9 protein-coding genes and 2 riboswitches are annotated in these 15,728 nt (G+C 65.7%); of the genes, 7 read left to right on the top strand and 2 right to left on the bottom strand.

Going from position 1 to position 15,728, the window contains the following annotated elements:
- The first annotated feature begins 165 nt into the window (after positions 1 to 165).
- The 7 genes from OKW45_RS32740 to OKW45_RS32710 all read left to right on the top strand — a co-directional run bounded on the left by OKW45_RS32740 (position 166) and on the right by OKW45_RS32710 (position 10,330).
- Positions 166 to 516, top strand: a complete 351-nt coding sequence (locus OKW45_RS32740) for a hypothetical protein (protein WP_018418835.1) — start codon at positions 166 to 168, stop codon at positions 514 to 516.
- A gap of 219 nt (positions 517 to 735) precedes the next feature.
- Positions 736 to 837: riboswitch (glycine riboswitch) on the top strand.
- A gap of 21 nt (positions 838 to 858) precedes the next feature.
- Positions 859 to 1,019: riboswitch (glycine riboswitch) on the top strand.
- 80 nt (positions 1,020 to 1,099) lie between these two features.
- The gene (gcvT, locus tag OKW45_RS32735; protein WP_429473021.1) at positions 1,100 to 2,215 is read left to right on the top strand and encodes a glycine cleavage system aminomethyltransferase GcvT; all 1,116 of its coding nucleotides are present in this window, start codon (positions 1,100 to 1,102) and stop codon (positions 2,213 to 2,215) included.
- A 59-nt stretch (positions 2,216 to 2,274) separates the two neighbouring features.
- Positions 2,275 to 2,655, top strand: coding sequence for a glycine cleavage system protein GcvH (gcvH, locus tag OKW45_RS32730; RefSeq protein WP_184003117.1), 381 nt, complete (start codon positions 2,275 to 2,277; stop codon positions 2,653 to 2,655).
- Between the two features lie 68 nt (positions 2,656 to 2,723).
- Entirely contained in the window at positions 2,724 to 5,660 is a 2,937-nt protein-coding gene (gene gcvP / locus OKW45_RS32725) for an aminomethyl-transferring glycine dehydrogenase (RefSeq protein ID WP_429473020.1), read from the top strand.
- A 139-nt stretch (positions 5,661 to 5,799) separates the two neighbouring features.
- Complete coding sequence (locus OKW45_RS32720; RefSeq protein ID WP_018418839.1) at positions 5,800 to 6,930, top strand: alginate lyase family protein; 1,131 nt, start codon at positions 5,800 to 5,802, stop codon at positions 6,928 to 6,930.
- A gap of 27 nt (positions 6,931 to 6,957) precedes the next feature.
- Positions 6,958 to 8,346 (top strand): L-serine ammonia-lyase, encoded by a 1,389-nt coding sequence (locus tag OKW45_RS32715; RefSeq protein ID WP_090802417.1) that lies wholly within the window; start codon positions 6,958 to 6,960, stop codon positions 8,344 to 8,346.
- Between the two features lie 238 nt (positions 8,347 to 8,584).
- The gene (locus OKW45_RS32710; protein WP_429473019.1) at positions 8,585 to 10,330 is read left to right on the top strand and encodes a thiamine pyrophosphate-binding protein; all 1,746 of its coding nucleotides are present in this window, start codon (positions 8,585 to 8,587) and stop codon (positions 10,328 to 10,330) included.
- Between the two features lie 98 nt (positions 10,331 to 10,428).
- On the opposite strand, the gene OKW45_RS32705 is transcribed toward OKW45_RS32710, so the two are convergent.
- A complete protein-coding gene (locus tag OKW45_RS32705; RefSeq protein ID WP_018418842.1) occupies positions 10,429 to 11,577 on the bottom strand; it encodes a branched-chain amino acid ABC transporter substrate-binding protein in 1,149 nt (382 codons plus the stop codon).
- A gap of 87 nt (positions 11,578 to 11,664) precedes the next feature.
- Positions 11,665 to 15,594 (bottom strand): trifunctional transcriptional regulator/proline dehydrogenase/L-glutamate gamma-semialdehyde dehydrogenase, encoded by a 3,930-nt coding sequence (putA, locus tag OKW45_RS32700; RefSeq protein WP_429473018.1) that lies wholly within the window; start codon positions 15,592 to 15,594, stop codon positions 11,665 to 11,667.
- Positions 15,595 to 15,728 lie beyond the last annotated feature (134 nt).

The raw sequence follows: 15,728 nt of genomic DNA, 5'->3' as shown, positions 1-15,728 counted from the left end.
CGGGACCGCCTTTAGCGCCGCGAAGGCTGTCGGCGCGGGCTTTCCTGACGTTCCGGAAAGGAACATAACGTTACAAATTCGCCCGCTGTAGAGTCAGCGGGCGTTCTTCGTCAGCCGTTGCTAGTGAGGTAGCAACCAAACACGACAACGACTCCGGGAGAATCCATGTCTCGAATCATCCGTGCCCTTGTTGCATGCGCGCTGCTCGGCTCCGTCGCCGCCTGCGTGGTAACGCCCCCGCCGGCGCCGCATCCGGGCCCGACTCCGCAGCAGATCGCGGACCAGCGTCTGCATCAGGTCGACGGCCGCATCGACAATCTCGCGCACCGTATCGATAACCGCGTGAATCAGGGCTATTACCCGCCGCCGCAAGGCGCCGCGCTGCATCATCGTCTCGAGACGATTCGCCAGGAAGCGCATGACATGGCCGCCCAGCATGGCGGCGGTTTGTCCGCGGAAGAACAGCGCGTGCTGAATCAGGAACTGGACAATGCGGCTCATGCGATCGGCGAGTGAGTCAGCGAGCAAGTGGGCAAACCGAATCGGCAAACGAGCCACCAGGTGAGCCCCCACTACCGCTCATCGTGCGGTCACGGATGGCACCGGGAGAAGCAACTGAAAAGCGCGGGCACCACGGTCCGCGCTTTTCTTTTTGACGCCCCCGAACAGCCACAACCGGCCCTACACCGCTCCCAGGCCTTTATTTGACAAGCCCCGGCCCGTCGCGTAAATTCGCCGCACGCGTCGGGAGAGCGTGCTGGCAGGCGAAAAATCGCAGGCCGCGCCGCCGAAGGGGCACACCCGCAAACTCTCAGGCAAAAGGACCGACCGCGTCGAAAAACCCGTCTTCCGGCGGCTTTTTCGCACTCTGGAGAGCGGCAGTAGCCATCCGCGTCGCACGTCGTGCACCGCAGGCAGGCTGCCCACCGAAGGGGCGCGCGTTTCACCGTGACGGATCGAGCTCATTGAGCCAGTCGCGGCGGCGCAATCTCTCAGGTATCGAGGACAGAGGGGTCATGCAGAAGCACGCTCGCAGGCACACGGCCGCGAGGCAGTGCGCCGCATGACCTTTTTTGTTTCGCGAGATGCCCGAGGCCCCATGACCGAACTCAAACACACCCCGCTCCACGCCGCTCACCGCGCGCTCAATGCTCGCATGGTCGACTTCGGCGGCTGGGACATGCCCGTCAACTACGGCTCGCAGATCGAGGAACATCGCGCGGTGCGCACCGACGCCGGCATGTTCGACGTGTCCCACATGTGCGTCGTCGACTTCACCGGCGAGCGCGTCCGCGCGTTCTTCGAATACGCGCTCGCGAACAACGTCGCGAAGCTGCAAACGCCGGGCCGCGCGCTCTACTCCTGCATGCTGAATCCGAACGGCGGCGTGATCGACGATCTGATCGTCTATTACTTCGCCGAAGACCACTTCCGCGTGGTCGTCAACGCCGGCACCGCCGACAAAGACATCGCCTGGTTCGGCCAGCTCAACGCGGGCGGCTTCGGTCTCACCATCACGCCGCGCCGCGATCTGGCGATCGTCGCCGTGCAAGGCCCGAACGCACGCGAAAAGGCCTGGCAAACCGTGCCGGCCGCGCGCGCCGCGACTGAAGCGCTGAAGCCGTTCAACGCCGCGCGCGTCGACGGCACGCCGTTCGGCGAGCTGACCGTCGCGCGCACCGGCTATACCGGTGAAGACGGCTTCGAGATCATCGTGCCGGCTACCCACGTCGAAGCCCTGTGGAATGCGCTCGCGGCCCACGGCGTGCGCCCGGCCGGTCTCGGCGCGCGCGATACGCTGCGCCTCGAAGCCGGCATGAACCTGTACGGCCAGGACATGGACGACAATGTGTCGCCGCTCGACGCCGGCCTCGCATGGACCGTCGACCTGGCCTCGCCGCGCGAGTTCGTCGGCAAGAGCAGCCTCGAAGCCGACGGCTCGCGCGCCGCGTTCGTCGGCCTGATGCTGCTGAAGGAAAACGGCAAGGCCGCGGGCGTGCTGCGCGCGCATCAGAAAGTCGTCACGCCGCACGGCGACGGCGAAATCACCAGCGGCACGTTCTCGCCGACCATGCAGGAATCGATCGCCTTCGCGCGCGTACCGAAAGGCATGCGGCCGGGCGACACCGTGCACGTCCAGATTCGCGACAAAGCCTGTCCCGCAAGCGTGGTAAAACTGCCGTTCGTGCGCAACGGCAAGGTGCTGGCGGTCTAAGCGGCCGGCGCACGCCCCTACATTCAAACACTACCGAACATACCGTTCAGGAGCATCCAATGAGCATCCCGGCCGAACTGAAATACACCGAATCGCACGAATGGGTCCGCACCGAAGCGGACGGCACGCTGACGGTCGGCATCACCGATCACGCGCAAGAAGCGCTCGGCGACATCGTCTTCTTCGAAGTCCAGGAACTCGGCAAATCCGTGACCGCGGGCGACACCGTCGCCGTGATCGAATCGGTGAAGGCCGCCTCCGATATCTACGCGCCGGTCTCGGGCGAAGTCATCGAGGCGAACACGACCGTCGCGGACTCGCCCGAAACCGTCAACAGCACGCCGTACGACAGCTGGCTGTTCAAGATCAAGCCGGCCGCCGATGCGTCGCTCGACCGTCTGCTCGACGCCGAGGCGTACGCGAAGTCGATCGGCGCCTGAGTCGCCTTTTGTTTTAACCGTCAGGCGCGGCGCTCGCACAACGGCGCGCCGCGCCGCCAGGAACACCCATGAAGCTCGAACACCCGGATCGTCTGATGAACCGCACTCCTCTCTCGCTCGCCGCGCTCGAAGTGCACGACGCCTTCGCCGAACGGCATATCGGCCCGGATAGGGCCGACCAGCAAGCGATGCTCGAAGCGCTCGGCTTCGCGTCGCGCGCGGCATTGATCGACGCCGTCATCCCTAAGACGATCCGCCGCACCGAAACGCTGCCGCTCGGCCCCTTCGCGCAACCGAAGAGCGAAGCCGAAGCGCTCGCCGCCTTGCGCGAGCTCGCGGACAAGAACCAGGTGTTCCGCTCCTACATCGGCCAGGGCTATTACAACGCCCATACGCCGACGGTGATCCTGCGCAACGTGCTCGAAAATCCGGCGTGGTACACCGCGTACACGCCGTACCAGCCTGAAATTTCCCAAGGCCGTCTGGAAGCGCTCCTGAACTTCCAGCAGATGGTCACCGACCTGACCGGCCTCGCGATCTCGAACGCATCGCTGCTCGACGAAGCGACCGCCGCCGCCGAAGCGATGACGCTGCTGCAACGCGTCGGCAAACCGAAGTCGAACGTGTTCTTCGTTGCCGACGACGTGCTGCCGCAGACCATCGAAGTAGTGAAGACGCGCGCGACGCCGGTCGGCATCGAAGTGAAAGTCGGCCCGGCCGCTGAAGCCGCCGACGCCAACGCATTCGGCGTGCTGCTGCAATACCCGGGCGTGAACGGCGACGTGCGCGACTACCGCGCGCTGACCGAAGCGATCCACGCGGCGGGCGGCCATGTCGTCGTCGCCGCCGACCTGCTCGCGCTGACGCTGCTTACGCCGCCGGGCGAATGGGGCGCGGACGTCGCGGTCGGCAATACGCAGCGTTTCGGCGTGCCGGTCGGCTTCGGCGGCCCGCATGCCGCGTACCTCGCGGTGCGCGACGAATTCAAGCGGCAAATGCCGGGACGTCTGGTCGGCGTAACTGTCGACGCGCAAGGCAACCCCGCGCTGCGTCTCGCGCTGCAAACGCGCGAGCAACACATCCGCCGCGAGAAGGCGACCTCGAACGTGTGCACCGCGCAGGCGCTGCTCGCGATCATGGCGAGCATGTACGCGGTCTATCACGGCCCGCGTGGCCTGAAGACGATCGCACTGCGCGTCAATCGCATCGCCACGCTGCTCGCCGAAGGCGCGAAGCAGCTTGGCTATAAGCTCGTCAACGAAACTTTCTTCGACACGCTCACGTTCGACACCGGCGCCCGCACGCAAGCGCTGCACGACGCGGCTACGGCCAGGCGCATCAACCTGCGCCACGTGAGCGCGACGCAAGTCGGCCTGTCGATCGACGAAACCACCACGCGCCACGATCTGGCCGACCTGCTCGCGGTGTTCGCTCAAGCTGCCTTCGCGAGCGACGTGCCGCAAGTCGACGCGCTCGACGCCGCGCACAACGCATCGAACTCTGCGTCGGTGCCGGCCGCGCTCGAACGCACGAGCGCGTACCTGACGCATCACGTGTTCAACCGTCATCATTCGGAAACGGAAATGCTGCGCTATCTGCGCAGTCTGTCGGACAAGGACCTCGCACTCGATCGCTCGATGATCCCGCTCGGCTCCTGCACGATGAAGCTGAATGCGACGTCGGAAATGCTGCCGGTCACGTGGCCCGAGTTCGGCCAGATCCATCCGTTCGCACCGACCGAACAGACCGTCGGCTACCGCGAGATGATCGATCAGCTCGAAGAGATGCTGGTCGCCGCGACCGGCTATGCGGCCGTGTCGCTGCAGCCGAACGCGGGCTCGCAGGGCGAGTACGCGGGCCTTTTGATCATCCACGCCTATCACGCGTCGCGCGGCGAAGCGCATCGCGATGTCTGTCTGATTCCCGCTTCGGCGCACGGCACGAACCCGGCGTCGGCGCAAATGGCCGGCATGCAGGTCGTGGTCGTCGCATGCGACGCGCAGGGCAACGTCGATATCGAAGACCTGAAGAAGAAGGCCGCGCAGCACGCCGATAAGCTCGCGGCGATCATGATCACGTACCCGTCGACGCACGGCGTGTTCGAACAGAACGTCCGCGAAATCTGCGAGATCGTGCATGCGCACGGCGGCCAGGTGTACGTGGACGGCGCGAACATGAACGCGATGGTCGGCCTGTGCGCGCCGGGTCAGTTCGGCGGCGACGTCTCGCACCTGAACCTGCACAAGACCTTCTGCATTCCGCACGGCGGCGGAGGACCGGGCGTCGGTCCGGTCGCGGTCGGCGCGCATCTCGCGCAGTTCCTGCCGAACCAGACCTCGTCGGGCTACCAGCGCGCGGACGATGGCATCGGCGCGGTGTCGGCCGCGCCGTACGGCTCGGCGTCGATCCTGCCGATCTCGTGGATGTACATCGCGATGATGGGCGCGAAGAACCTGACCGCCGCGACCGAAACCGCGATCCTCAACGCGAACTACGTCGCCAACAAGCTCGCGCCGCACTATCCGGTGTTGTACTCGGGCCCCGGCGGCCTCGTCGCACACGAGTGCATTCTCGATCTGCGTCCGATCAAGGACACGAGCGGCATCACCGTCGACGACGTCGCGAAGCGCCTCGCCGACTATGGCTTCCACGCGCCGACGATGAGCTTCCCGGTACCGGGCACGCTGATGGTCGAACCGACCGAGTCGGAGTCGAAGGAAGAGCTCGACCGCTTCATCGAGGCGATGATCGCGATCCGCGAGGAAATCCGCGCGGTCGAGGAAGGCCGCGCGGACCGCGAGGACAATCCGCTGAAGCACGCGCCGCACACGGCGGCGGTCGTGATTTCTGACGACTGGAAGCATGCGTATGCGCGCGAGACTGCCGCCTACCCGCTGAAGACGCTGATCGCGAACAAGTACTGGCCGCCGGTCGGTCGCGCGGACAACGTGTACGGCGATCGCAACCTGTTCTGCTCGTGCGTGCCGATCGCCGATTACGAGTAAGCGGCGCGAGTCGGCGAGACGTCATGCGCGGCGCTGTGAAGGTCCGTCGGCGTTTGCGAGCGGTCCACCCGCGGTCCTGTCGTTGAAAGCCGCAACCGGCTAACATCACACACCGAATCAGCCTAACGAGGAGTTTCGCATGGCGCGAAAGGTGCGATTGATGCAAAGCCGGGCCGAAGCGGCAGGCGTCCGTCCGTGGCGGCCCGCTTACGCGGTACTGTTGGCCGCAGCGGCCGCGTTGCTGCCGCTGCGCGCGGCGCAGGCCGCGATGAATTTCTGCGCGGCGCCGGCGCTGCAAACGAGCGAGCGCACCAATGCCGATCCCGGCGTCAAGGCGCTCGTCGCCAACGTGCAGGCACATCTGAACGAGCAGCCGCATGCGCTCGCCAAATTGCACACCGAGGGCACGCTGCCGCACGAGGGCATCTACGATCAGAGCGTCGAAGCGGAGAAGGATCTCGACCTGCTGCGCGACGCCGCGCTCGCGTGGCGCGCGACCAGCGACGACCGCTTCCTGAAGCTCGTCGACCGTCTTCTGTACGCGTGGGTCACGACCTATCAGCCGAGCTTCAATCCGATCGACGAAACGCGTTTCGAAGGTCTGATCCTCGCGTACGACATGACCGCGAGCGCGTTGCCCGTCAAAACGCGCAACGCGGCGATGGCGTTTCTGACGAAGCTCGCGAACGGCTACATCGCGCAGATCGACGCGCAGCCGCGGCCGCTCACGGGCACGTTCCGCAACAATTGGCAAAGCCACCGCATCAAGCTGATCGCGATGGCGGCATTCACGCTCGACAACCGCAAGATGATCAACGCCGCGCAGCGGCTGTTCGTCGAGCATATCGGCGACAACATCGCCCCGGACGGCTCGACGATCGACTTCGGCGAGCGCGATGCGCTGCACTACGTGACCTACGATCTGCAACCGCTGGTGACGGCCGCGCTCGCCGCGCGCCGCCACAACCGCAACTGGCTGCAGGAGAAGGGCGCGAACGGCGCGACGCTGCTCGCCGCGCTGAATTGGCTCGTGCCGTTTGCTACCGGCGGCCAGACGCATGAGGAATTCGTGCATTCGAACGTCGCGTTCGATGCAAAACGTCGCGAGGCCGGCTTGCCCGGCTATTCGGGTCAGTGGGATCCGAAGAACGCGACGGAACTGTTTCACCTGGCGGCCCGTCTCGACGGACGCTTTACGCCAGTCGCCCTGCAGCTCGCACCCACGCCGCCCGCGTGGCTCGCCGTGTGCTTGCCGCTGCCGGCGCGCTAAACTCTTTCTATAGGCAGGGAGCAGTACATGGCAGTCAGCGTCTTCGATCTCTTCAAAATCGGCATTGGTCCGTCGAGCTCGCACACGGTCGGGCCGATGCGCGCGGCGCTAATGTTCGTCCAGGGACTCGAGCGCGACGGGCTGCTCGCTTCCACTGCATCGGTGAAAGCGGAGCTGTACGGCTCGCTCGGCGCGACCGGCAAGGGACACGGCACCGATCGCGGCGTCATGCTGGGCCTGATGGGCGACGCGCCCGACACCGTCGATCCCGAGACGATCGCACAACGGCTCGAAGCAGTGCGCACGTCGCGCCAACTCGCGCTGCTCGGCACGCACGAGGTGCCCTTCGTGCAGAAAGAGCACATCGCGTTTTATCGTCAGGCGCTGCCCGAGCACCCGAACGGCCTGAAGCTGTTCGCCTTCGATGCGCAAGGGGCAACGCTGCGCGAGTCGACCTATCTGTCGGTCGGCGGCGGCTTCGTCGTGACGGCCGGCGCGCCGAACACGAAGGTATTGAGCGCCGTCGATCAGCTTCCGCATTCGTTCCGTACTGGCAACGAATTGCTCGCGCTGTGCGCGGCGAGCGGCAAGAGCATCGCGCAGCTGATGTGGGAAAACGAGCGCGTCTGGCACAGCGAGGAAGAAACCCGCGCGGGTCTGCTGAAGATCTGGGACGTGATGCAATCATGCGTCGCGCGCGGATGCGGCATCAACAATCCCGATGCCGATGGTCACTTGCCCGGACCTTTCCAGGTGAAGCGGCGCGCGCCGCAGCTCTATCGCGCGTTGACGGGCAACCCGGAGCGCGCGTTGCAGGATCCGCTGTCCATGGTCGACTGGATCAACCTGTACGCGATCGCCGTCAACGAAGAGAACGCGGCGGGCGGCCGCGTCGTCACCGCGCCGACCAATGGCGCGGCCGGCATCATTCCGGCGGTGCTGCATTACTACACGCGCTTCATGCCGGGCGCGAACGAGCAGGGCGTGATCGACTTCCTGATGACGGCCGCCGCGATCGGCATCCTGTACAAGCTGAATGCGTCGATCTCCGGTGCGGAGGTGGGCTGTCAGGGCGAAGTCGGCGTCGCATGCTCGATGGCCGCGGGCGCGCTGGCCGCCGTGATGGGCGGCACGCCGAAGCAGGTCGAGAACGCCGCGGAAATCGGCATGGAGCACAACCTCGGTCTCACCTGCGATCCGGTCGGCGGCATGGTGCAGATTCCGTGCATCGAGCGCAACGCGATGGCATCGGTGAAGGCGGTCAATGCCGCGCGCATGGCGTTGCGCGGCGACGGCAGCCACTACGTGTCGCTCGATTCGGTGATCAAGACGATGCGCGAAACCGGCGCGGACATGAAGACCAAGTACAAGGAAACGTCGCGCGGCGGACTCGCGGTAAATATCGTCGAGTGTTGAGTCGTTGAGCGCGGCATTCAATTGCGTGCGATCGCATCGGAAAAGCGCGGGCCCTGCGGCTCGCGTTTTCATTTGCGCAATCGTGTTGCGCGCACGCCGATCGAACAGTTGCGCTGCGCCATGACAACGCCCACGTGCTCGGCGTAAGCTGTCGAAGCGCCCATCGGCCGCTGTTGCACGTTCCGCCGATGCGGCTCTATCCCAACGCACCCACGCACTGCCAGGAGGCTTCTTCGCAATGTCGCTGCCGAATGCTCCCGCTGCCGATTCCGCTTCCCATTCCGCCATCGCTTCCCATCCCGCACGCACGACCGGCGCGCGCCTCGTCGTCGAGGCGTTGCTCACACACGGCGTCGAGCGCGTGTTCTGCGTCCCCGGCGAAAGCTTTCTCGCCGTGCTCGATTCGCTGCACGACGAAACCGGGCGCATCCAGACGATCGTCTGCCGTCACGAAGCCGCGGCCGCGAACATGGCCGAAGCGCTCGGCAAGCTGACCGGCCGCCCGGGTGTCGCACTCGTCACGCGCGGGCCGGGCGCGACGCACGCGTCGATCGGCGTTCATACTGCGTTTCAGGACTCCACGCCGATGATTCTGCTGATCGGTCAGTGCGCGCGCGAACATCTCGACCGCGAGGCATTTCAGGAGATCGACTACCGGCGCATGTTCGGTCAGATGGCGAAGTGGGTCGCGCAGATCGACGACCCGAAGCGCATCCCCGAATATCTGAGCCATGCGTTTCATACGGCCACCTCTGGGAGGCCCGGGCCGGTCGTGCTGGCGCTGCCCGAAGACGTGCTGAGCGATGCCTGCGACGCGGTACCTGGCGCACCCGCTTATCACCGCGTGGCGGCGTCGCCGTCGGCCGCGCAGATTGCGAAGCTGCGCGAGTTGCTCGAAGGCGCGCAACGGCCGATGGTGATCGCCGGCGGCAGCGGCTGGACAGAGGCCGCATGCGCGGACCTGCGGCGTTTCATCGAAAACTGGCAGTTGCCGATTGGCCTCGCGTTCCGCTTCCAGGACACCTTCGACAACGAGCATCCGAACTACGCGGGCGACGTCGGTCTCGGCATCAATCCGGCGCTCGCTCAGCGCATTCGCGACGCGGACTTGCTGCTCGCGCTCGGTCCGCGCCTCGGCGAAGCGACGACCAACGGCTACACGCTGCTCGACATCCCGAAGACCAAGCAGACGCTCGTGCACGTGCATCAGGGCACGGAAGAACTGGGCCGCGTATATGCGGCCGATCTGCCGATCGTCTCGGGCATGCCTGAGCTTGCGGCGATGCTTGCGGAACTGAAACCGTCGTCGTCCGGCAGGCTCGCCTGGGCGGGTGCCGCTGAGGAAGCGCATCGCGCGTATCTGGATTGGCGCAAGCCGCGCCCAATTCCCGGCGACGTGCAGATGGGCGAAGTGATCCAGCAGTTACGCGCCCACTTGCCCGACGACGCGATCCTCACGAACGGCGCGGGCAATTACGCGACGTGGCTGCATCGGCATTTCTCGTATCGGCACTTCCGTTCTCAGCTCGCGCCGACGAGCGGCGCGATGGGCTACGGCGTGCCGGCGGCGCTCGCGGCGAAGTCGCTGTATCCACAGCGCGCGGTGGTCGCGCTCGCCGGCGACGGCTGCTTCATGATGGCCGCGCAGGAGCTCGCGACAGCGATGCAGTACGACCTGCGCGTACTGTTCATCGTCGTCAACAACAGCCAATTCGGGACGATCCGCATGCATCAGGAGCGACACTATCCGCATCGCGTGCATGGCACCGGCCTCACGAATCCGGACTTCGCGGCATTCGCGCGATCGTTCGGCGCGCATGGCGAAACCGTTGAACGTACTGGGGATTTTCTGCCGGCGTTGCAACGCGCGATCGAATCGCAGTTGCCGGCCGTGATCGAAATTCGCATGCCGCAGGAAGCGAGCACGCCCGCGGCGACGCTCGAGATGATTCGTGAGCAGGGGAGGAAGATGCGCGGGCAGTGAAAATCGCCACGTGGCCCGACAGCGTGTCGAATGCGCCGCCTATAAACAAACCCCGCCAGAGCGGGGTTTTCTTTTATCAACCGTAGTCAGCAAAAAACTTACTTGCCGCCCACGCTTTGCAGCGTCGTCCACTTGCCATCGACGACCTTGTACAGCGTGATACCGCCGTTCTTCAGATCGCCGCGCGCGTCGTACGCGAGGTTGGCCGACGTCACGGCCGGCTTCGACGTCTTGGCGAGCACCGGCAGGTACTTGGCAGGATCGGTCGAGTTCGCGGTCTTCATCGCGGTGAACATCGCCATCGCGCCGTCGAACGCGTACGGCGAGTACGTTTGCACGTCTTCGTTAAAGCGCGCCTTGTACTTCTCGACGTATGCCTTGCCGCCCGGCATTTCTTCGAGCGGCAGACCGGCGAGCGAGGCCACCGTGCCGTTCGCCGCATCGCCGGCGAGCTTGATGAAGGTCGGCGTGTGGACCATTTCGCCGCCCATCAGCGGCGCCTTCACGCCGAGCTGCTTCATCTGCTTGACCATCGGTGCGGCTTGCGAATCCGCGCCGCCGTAATAGATCAGATCGGGGTTCGACGACTTCAGCTTGGTCAGGATCGACTTGAAGTCGACGGCCTTGTCGTTCGTGTATTCACGATCGACGATCGTCGCGCCTGCCGCCTTCGCAGCCTTCTCGAACTGATCCGCAAGACCCTGGCCGTAAGCGGTGCGATCGTCGACGATCGCGATCTTCTTCATGCCGAGGTTCTTCACCGCGAACGTGCCAGCGACCGAGCCTTGCTGCGTGTCGGACGTCATCATGCGGAAGGTGGTCTTGAAGCCCTGCTGCGTGTATTCCGGCGCCGTCGCCATTGCGATCTGCGGAATGCCCGCGTTCGCGTAGATGCGCGAGGCCGGAATCGTCGTGCCCGAGTTGAAGTGGCCCAGCATGCCCTTGATGCCGTCATCCACGAGCTTCTGCGCGACCGTCGTGCCGGTGCGCGGGTCGGCCTGGTCGTCGGCCGAGTCGAGCACGATGTGAACCTGCTTGCCGCCGATCACCGGCTTCGTCGCGTTGAACTCTTCGACCGCGAGCGTGATGCCGTTCTGGAAGTCCTTGCCATAGTGCGCCTGTGCGCCCGTCATCGGACCGGCGAAACCGATCTTCACGTCTTCCGTCGATTGAGCGTTGGCCGTCCCCGCCAGCGACATGGCGGCAACCAGAGCTGCGCCTGCCAGCTGTTTCATTTTGTGTTGCATAGCTTCTCCTTGATACCAGGTGTGGATGAAGCGGTGTCGGGGTCGCCGTGCCGCTTCCTTTCTATTGAATAAATCGCCGAGGTTCGCTCAACCGATCGTCATCAAATTCGCATTGCCGCCTGCCGCCGCGGTATTCACGCTGACCGAGCGCTCGGTCAGCAGACGCTCGAGCGCGTAGTCCTCGTCGCCGCTCGCGAGCGCACGGGCCGCGACGCCCTGCACCGACACGATCGGCCCCGCGCGCTTCGCGACCTCCTTCACGAGCGCGAGCAGTTCATCGCTGTCGCCTTCGAACAGCACGGCGTCGAACGGCGCGTCGGCGCTCTTCTTCACGCTCGCGTGGGCCTTCAGCGACGCCGGCAATTGCGAAACCAATTGTTCACCGGCCGCGCCCTCGAACAACGCACGATTTCCCGTAGCCAGCGCCGCCGCGAACTGCACGCGCGCACCGCTCGCCGTCGACGCGATACACAGCACCGTGCCGCGCGGGCCCAGCGTGTACGTATTGCGCTCGCCGGTCGGCCCCGACAGTACCGCGGTCGCGCCCGCCGGCACATGCGACAGATAGCCGTCGCAACGTGCGGCAAGCTGCGGCTCGCGCTCGGCGATCAGCCAGTCGCGCAACGCGGTCAGCGCGGCCGCCGGATTGTCGCCCTTTTCTGCCGCCTGCGGTACTTCGACCACCAGCGCCTGCGCGAGCGACTTCGGCAAACCAGCCGGACGAGTTGCGAGCAGACGCTGCAGATATAACGCACCGCCGGCCTTCGGCCCCGTACCCGACAGTCCTTCGCCGCCGAACGGCTGCACCCCGACCACCGCGCCGATCACGTTGCGGTTCACGTAGATGTTGCCTACGTGTGCGCGGCTGATCACGTGCGCGATCGTTTCGTCGATGCGCGTGTGGATGCCGAGCGTCAAACCGTAACCCGTCGCGCGAATCTGTTCGAGCAGCTTGTCGAGCTGGCTGCGGCGGTAGCGCACCACGTGCAGCACCGGACCGAACACTTCGCGCTTCAGCTCGTCGATGCTGTCGAGCTCGATCAGCGTCGGCGGCACGAAAGTACCCTGCGTCGCGCCCTCCGGCAGCGGCAGTTGCTCGACCTTGCGGCCCTTGTCGCGCATCGCCGCGATGTGGGCGTCGATGCCGCGCTTCGCGTCCAGGTCGATCACCGGGCCGACGTCGGTCGACAGCCGGTCCGGGTTGCCGAGCGCGAGCTCGCGCATCGCGCCCGTCAGCATTTCGAGCGTGCGGTCCGCGACATCGTCCTGCAAACAAAGAACGCGCAACGCCGAACACCGTTGACCGGCGGAGTCGAAAGACGACTGCAGCACGTCGGCGACGACCTGCTCGGCGAGCGCCGACGAGTCGACGATCATCGCGTTCTGGCCGCCGGTTTCGGCGATCAGCGGAATCGGCTTGCCATCCGGATCGAGTCGGCCGGACAGCGTCTTGTTGATCAGACGCGCGACTTCGGTCGAGCCGGTGAACATCACCGCACGCGTGCGCGGATCGGCGACCAGCGCGGCTCCGACCGTCTCGCCATTGCCCGGCAGCAGTTGCACCGCGCCCGCCGGCACGCCCGCTTCGCGCAGAATTCGCACCGCTTGAGCTGCGATCAGCGGCGTCTGTTCGGCCGGTTTCGCGAGCACCGTGTTGCCGGCCGCGAGCGCGGCGGCCACCTGGCCCATGAAAATCGCCAGCGGGAAATTCCACGGGCTGATACAGACCACCGGACCGAGCGGACGATGCGTATCGTTCGAAAACTCGTCGCGGATCTGCGTCGAGTAGTAGCGCAGGAAGTCGATCGCCTCGCGGATTTCAGCGACCGCGTTGGCGAGCGATTTGCCCGCTTCGCGCACCACGAGGCCCATCAGCGTGTGCATCTGCGCTTCGAGCAGATCCGCGGCGCGCGCGAGGCAATCCGCGCGCGCCTCGACCGGCGTCGCCTGCCAGATCGGCGCGGCGGCCACCGCATGGCCGAGCGCGGCGCTCACATGCTCCGCCGTCGCTTCGACGACCGTGCCGACGAGATCACGCTGGTCGGCCGGGTTGCGCACGTCGCGCCCAGCGCCGACCGCGATCTCGTTGTCTTCGAGCATCGGCGCGGCGCGCCAGGGGTGATGCGCGCTCGCGAGCAGCGCCGACGACAGCGACGCGAGCCGATGCTCGTTCGACAGATCGAAGCCCATCGAATTGAGCCGTTCCGCGCCATACAGATTGCGCGGCAGCGGAATGCGCGCGTGCGGCGCGCCGAGCGGCACGATCCCCGACGCTTCCTCTACCGGATCGGCGACCAGGTCCTTGATCGCGACGGATTCGTCGGCGATGCGGTTCACGAACGACGTGTTCGCGCCGTTCTCAAGCAGCCGGCGCACGAGGTACGCGAGCAGCGTCTCATGCGTACCGACCGGTGCGTACACGCGGCACGGGCGGTTCAGCTTGTCGCGGCCGGTGACTTCTTCGTACAGCGGCTCGCCCATGCCGTGCAGGCACTGGAACTCGTACTGGCCGGGGTAGTAGTTGTTGCCCGCGAGGTGATAGATCGCCGACAGCGTGTGCGCGTTGTGCGTCGCGAACTGCGGATAGACGGCGTCGGGCGCGCCGAGCAGTTTCTTCGCGCAGGCGAGGTACGACACGTCGGTGTAGACCTTGCGCGTGTAGACCGGATAGCCTTCGAGGCCGTCGACCTGCGCGCGCTTGATTTCCGTATCCCAGTACGCGCCCTTCACGAGCCTTACCATGACACGGTGACGGCTGCGGCGCGCCAGATCGATCAGGTAGTCGATCACGAACGGGCAGCGCTTCTGATACGCCTGCACGACGAAGCCGATGCCGTTCCAGCCTTGCAGCTCCGGATCGAAGCACAGCGCTTCGAGCAGATCCAGCGACAGTTCGAGGCGGTCGGCTTCTTCGGCGTCGATATTGAGGCCGATGTCGTAGCGGCGCGCGAGGATCGCCAGCGAACGCACGCGCGGCAGCAGCTCGCTCATCGTGCGTTCCTGCTGCGCGCGCGAGTAGCGCGGGTGCAGCGCCGACAGCTTGATCGAGATGCCGGGACCTTCGTAGATGCCGCGGCCGCCCGCGGCCTTGCCGATCGCGTGGATCGCCTGCTCGTACGACGCGTAGTAGCGCTGCGCGTCGGCCTCGGTGGTGGCCGCTTCGCCGAGCATGTCGTATGAATAGCGGAAACCGCGCGCCTCGTACTTGCGGCTGTTCGCGAGCGCTTCGGAAATGTTCTCGCCGGTCACGAACTGCTCGCCCATCAGGCGCATCGCCATGTCGACGCCCTTACGGATCAGCGGCTCGCCGCCCTTGCCGATCAGGCGCGTGAGCGCCGACGACAGGCTCGTCTCGCTATTGGTCGTCACCAGCTTGCCGGTGATCATCAGACCCCAGGTCGCCGCGTTGACGAACAGCGACGGCGCCTGGCCGACGTGCGATTTCCAGTCGCCCTTGCTGATCTTGTCGCGGATCAGCGCGTCGCGGGTCGCGCGGTCGGGGATGCGCAGCAGCGCCTCGGCGAGGCACATCAGCGCGACGCCTTCCTGGCTCGACAGCGAAAACTCGCGGATCAGCCCTTCCACGCCGCCGCCCTTGCTCTTCGAGCGCAGCGTTTCGACGAGCTTGCCGGCCATCGCCTGCACGTCGCCGGCGAGGTTGGCCGGCAGACGCGCCTGGCCGAGCAGGAACGGTACGCACTCGGGTTCAGGGCGGCGATACGCGGCGGTGATCGCCGCGCGCAGCACCGACTGCGGTTGCACGTTCTGCGCGAAATCGAGGAACGGATGGGACGCGCCGTCTTCGTCGTTCTCGACCGCCGCGCCGTCGGCAAGATCGGCCGTGCCGGTCGCGCCTGACAGTTCGGCCGGCAACTGGCCGTGCTCGATCTTTTCGAGGTAGGCGAAAATCGCCTGCTTGATTAACCAGTGCGGGGTGCGCTCGAGGCGGGTGGCGGCATCTTTGAGCCGGGAACGCAGGAGGTCGTCGACCTTGACGCCAAGAGTGGTGCTAGCCATGTTTCCTTCTTTGATACCGGGCGCGAGCCTGGCGAAAGACTAAAAGTTGGGCGAATCGTACGCCTCCAAATAAAAAGGTGCAACCAAATCGGCAGGTTGGTTGCACCCCGCCGGAAGCCTTATGGAGCATGGGT

Source organism: Paraburkholderia lebeckiae (genome assembly GCF_050436225.1).
Lineage (GTDB): Bacteria > Pseudomonadota > Gammaproteobacteria > Burkholderiales > Burkholderiaceae > Paraburkholderia > Paraburkholderia tuberum.
Note: the sequence above shows the minus strand (reverse complement) of the source record. Positions and strands in the feature narration are given on the sequence as shown.

Excerpts from the sequence above, each read along its gene's own strand:
- OKW45_RS32740 (WP_018418835.1), top strand. The coding sequence starts at position 166 with ATGTCTCGAATCATCCGTGCCCTTGTTGCATGCGCGCTGCTCGGCTCC.
- gcvT (WP_429473021.1), top strand. The coding sequence starts at position 1,100 with ATGACCGAACTCAAACACACCCCGCTCCACGCCGCTCACCGCGCGCTC.
- gcvH (WP_184003117.1), top strand. The coding sequence starts at position 2,275 with ATGAGCATCCCGGCCGAACTGAAATACACCGAATCGCACGAATGGGTC.
- gcvP (WP_429473020.1), top strand. The coding sequence starts at position 2,724 with ATGAAGCTCGAACACCCGGATCGTCTGATGAACCGCACTCCTCTCTCG.
- OKW45_RS32720 (WP_018418839.1), top strand. The coding sequence starts at position 5,800 with ATGGCGCGAAAGGTGCGATTGATGCAAAGCCGGGCCGAAGCGGCAGGC.
- OKW45_RS32715 (WP_090802417.1), top strand. The coding sequence starts at position 6,958 with ATGGCAGTCAGCGTCTTCGATCTCTTCAAAATCGGCATTGGTCCGTCG.
- OKW45_RS32710 (WP_429473019.1), top strand. The coding sequence starts at position 8,585 with ATGTCGCTGCCGAATGCTCCCGCTGCCGATTCCGCTTCCCATTCCGCC.
- OKW45_RS32705 (WP_018418842.1), bottom strand. The coding sequence starts at position 11,577 with ATGCAACACAAAATGAAACAGCTGGCAGGCGCAGCTCTGGTTGCCGCC.
- putA (WP_429473018.1), bottom strand. The coding sequence starts at position 15,594 with ATGGCTAGCACCACTCTTGGCGTCAAGGTCGACGACCTCCTGCGTTCC.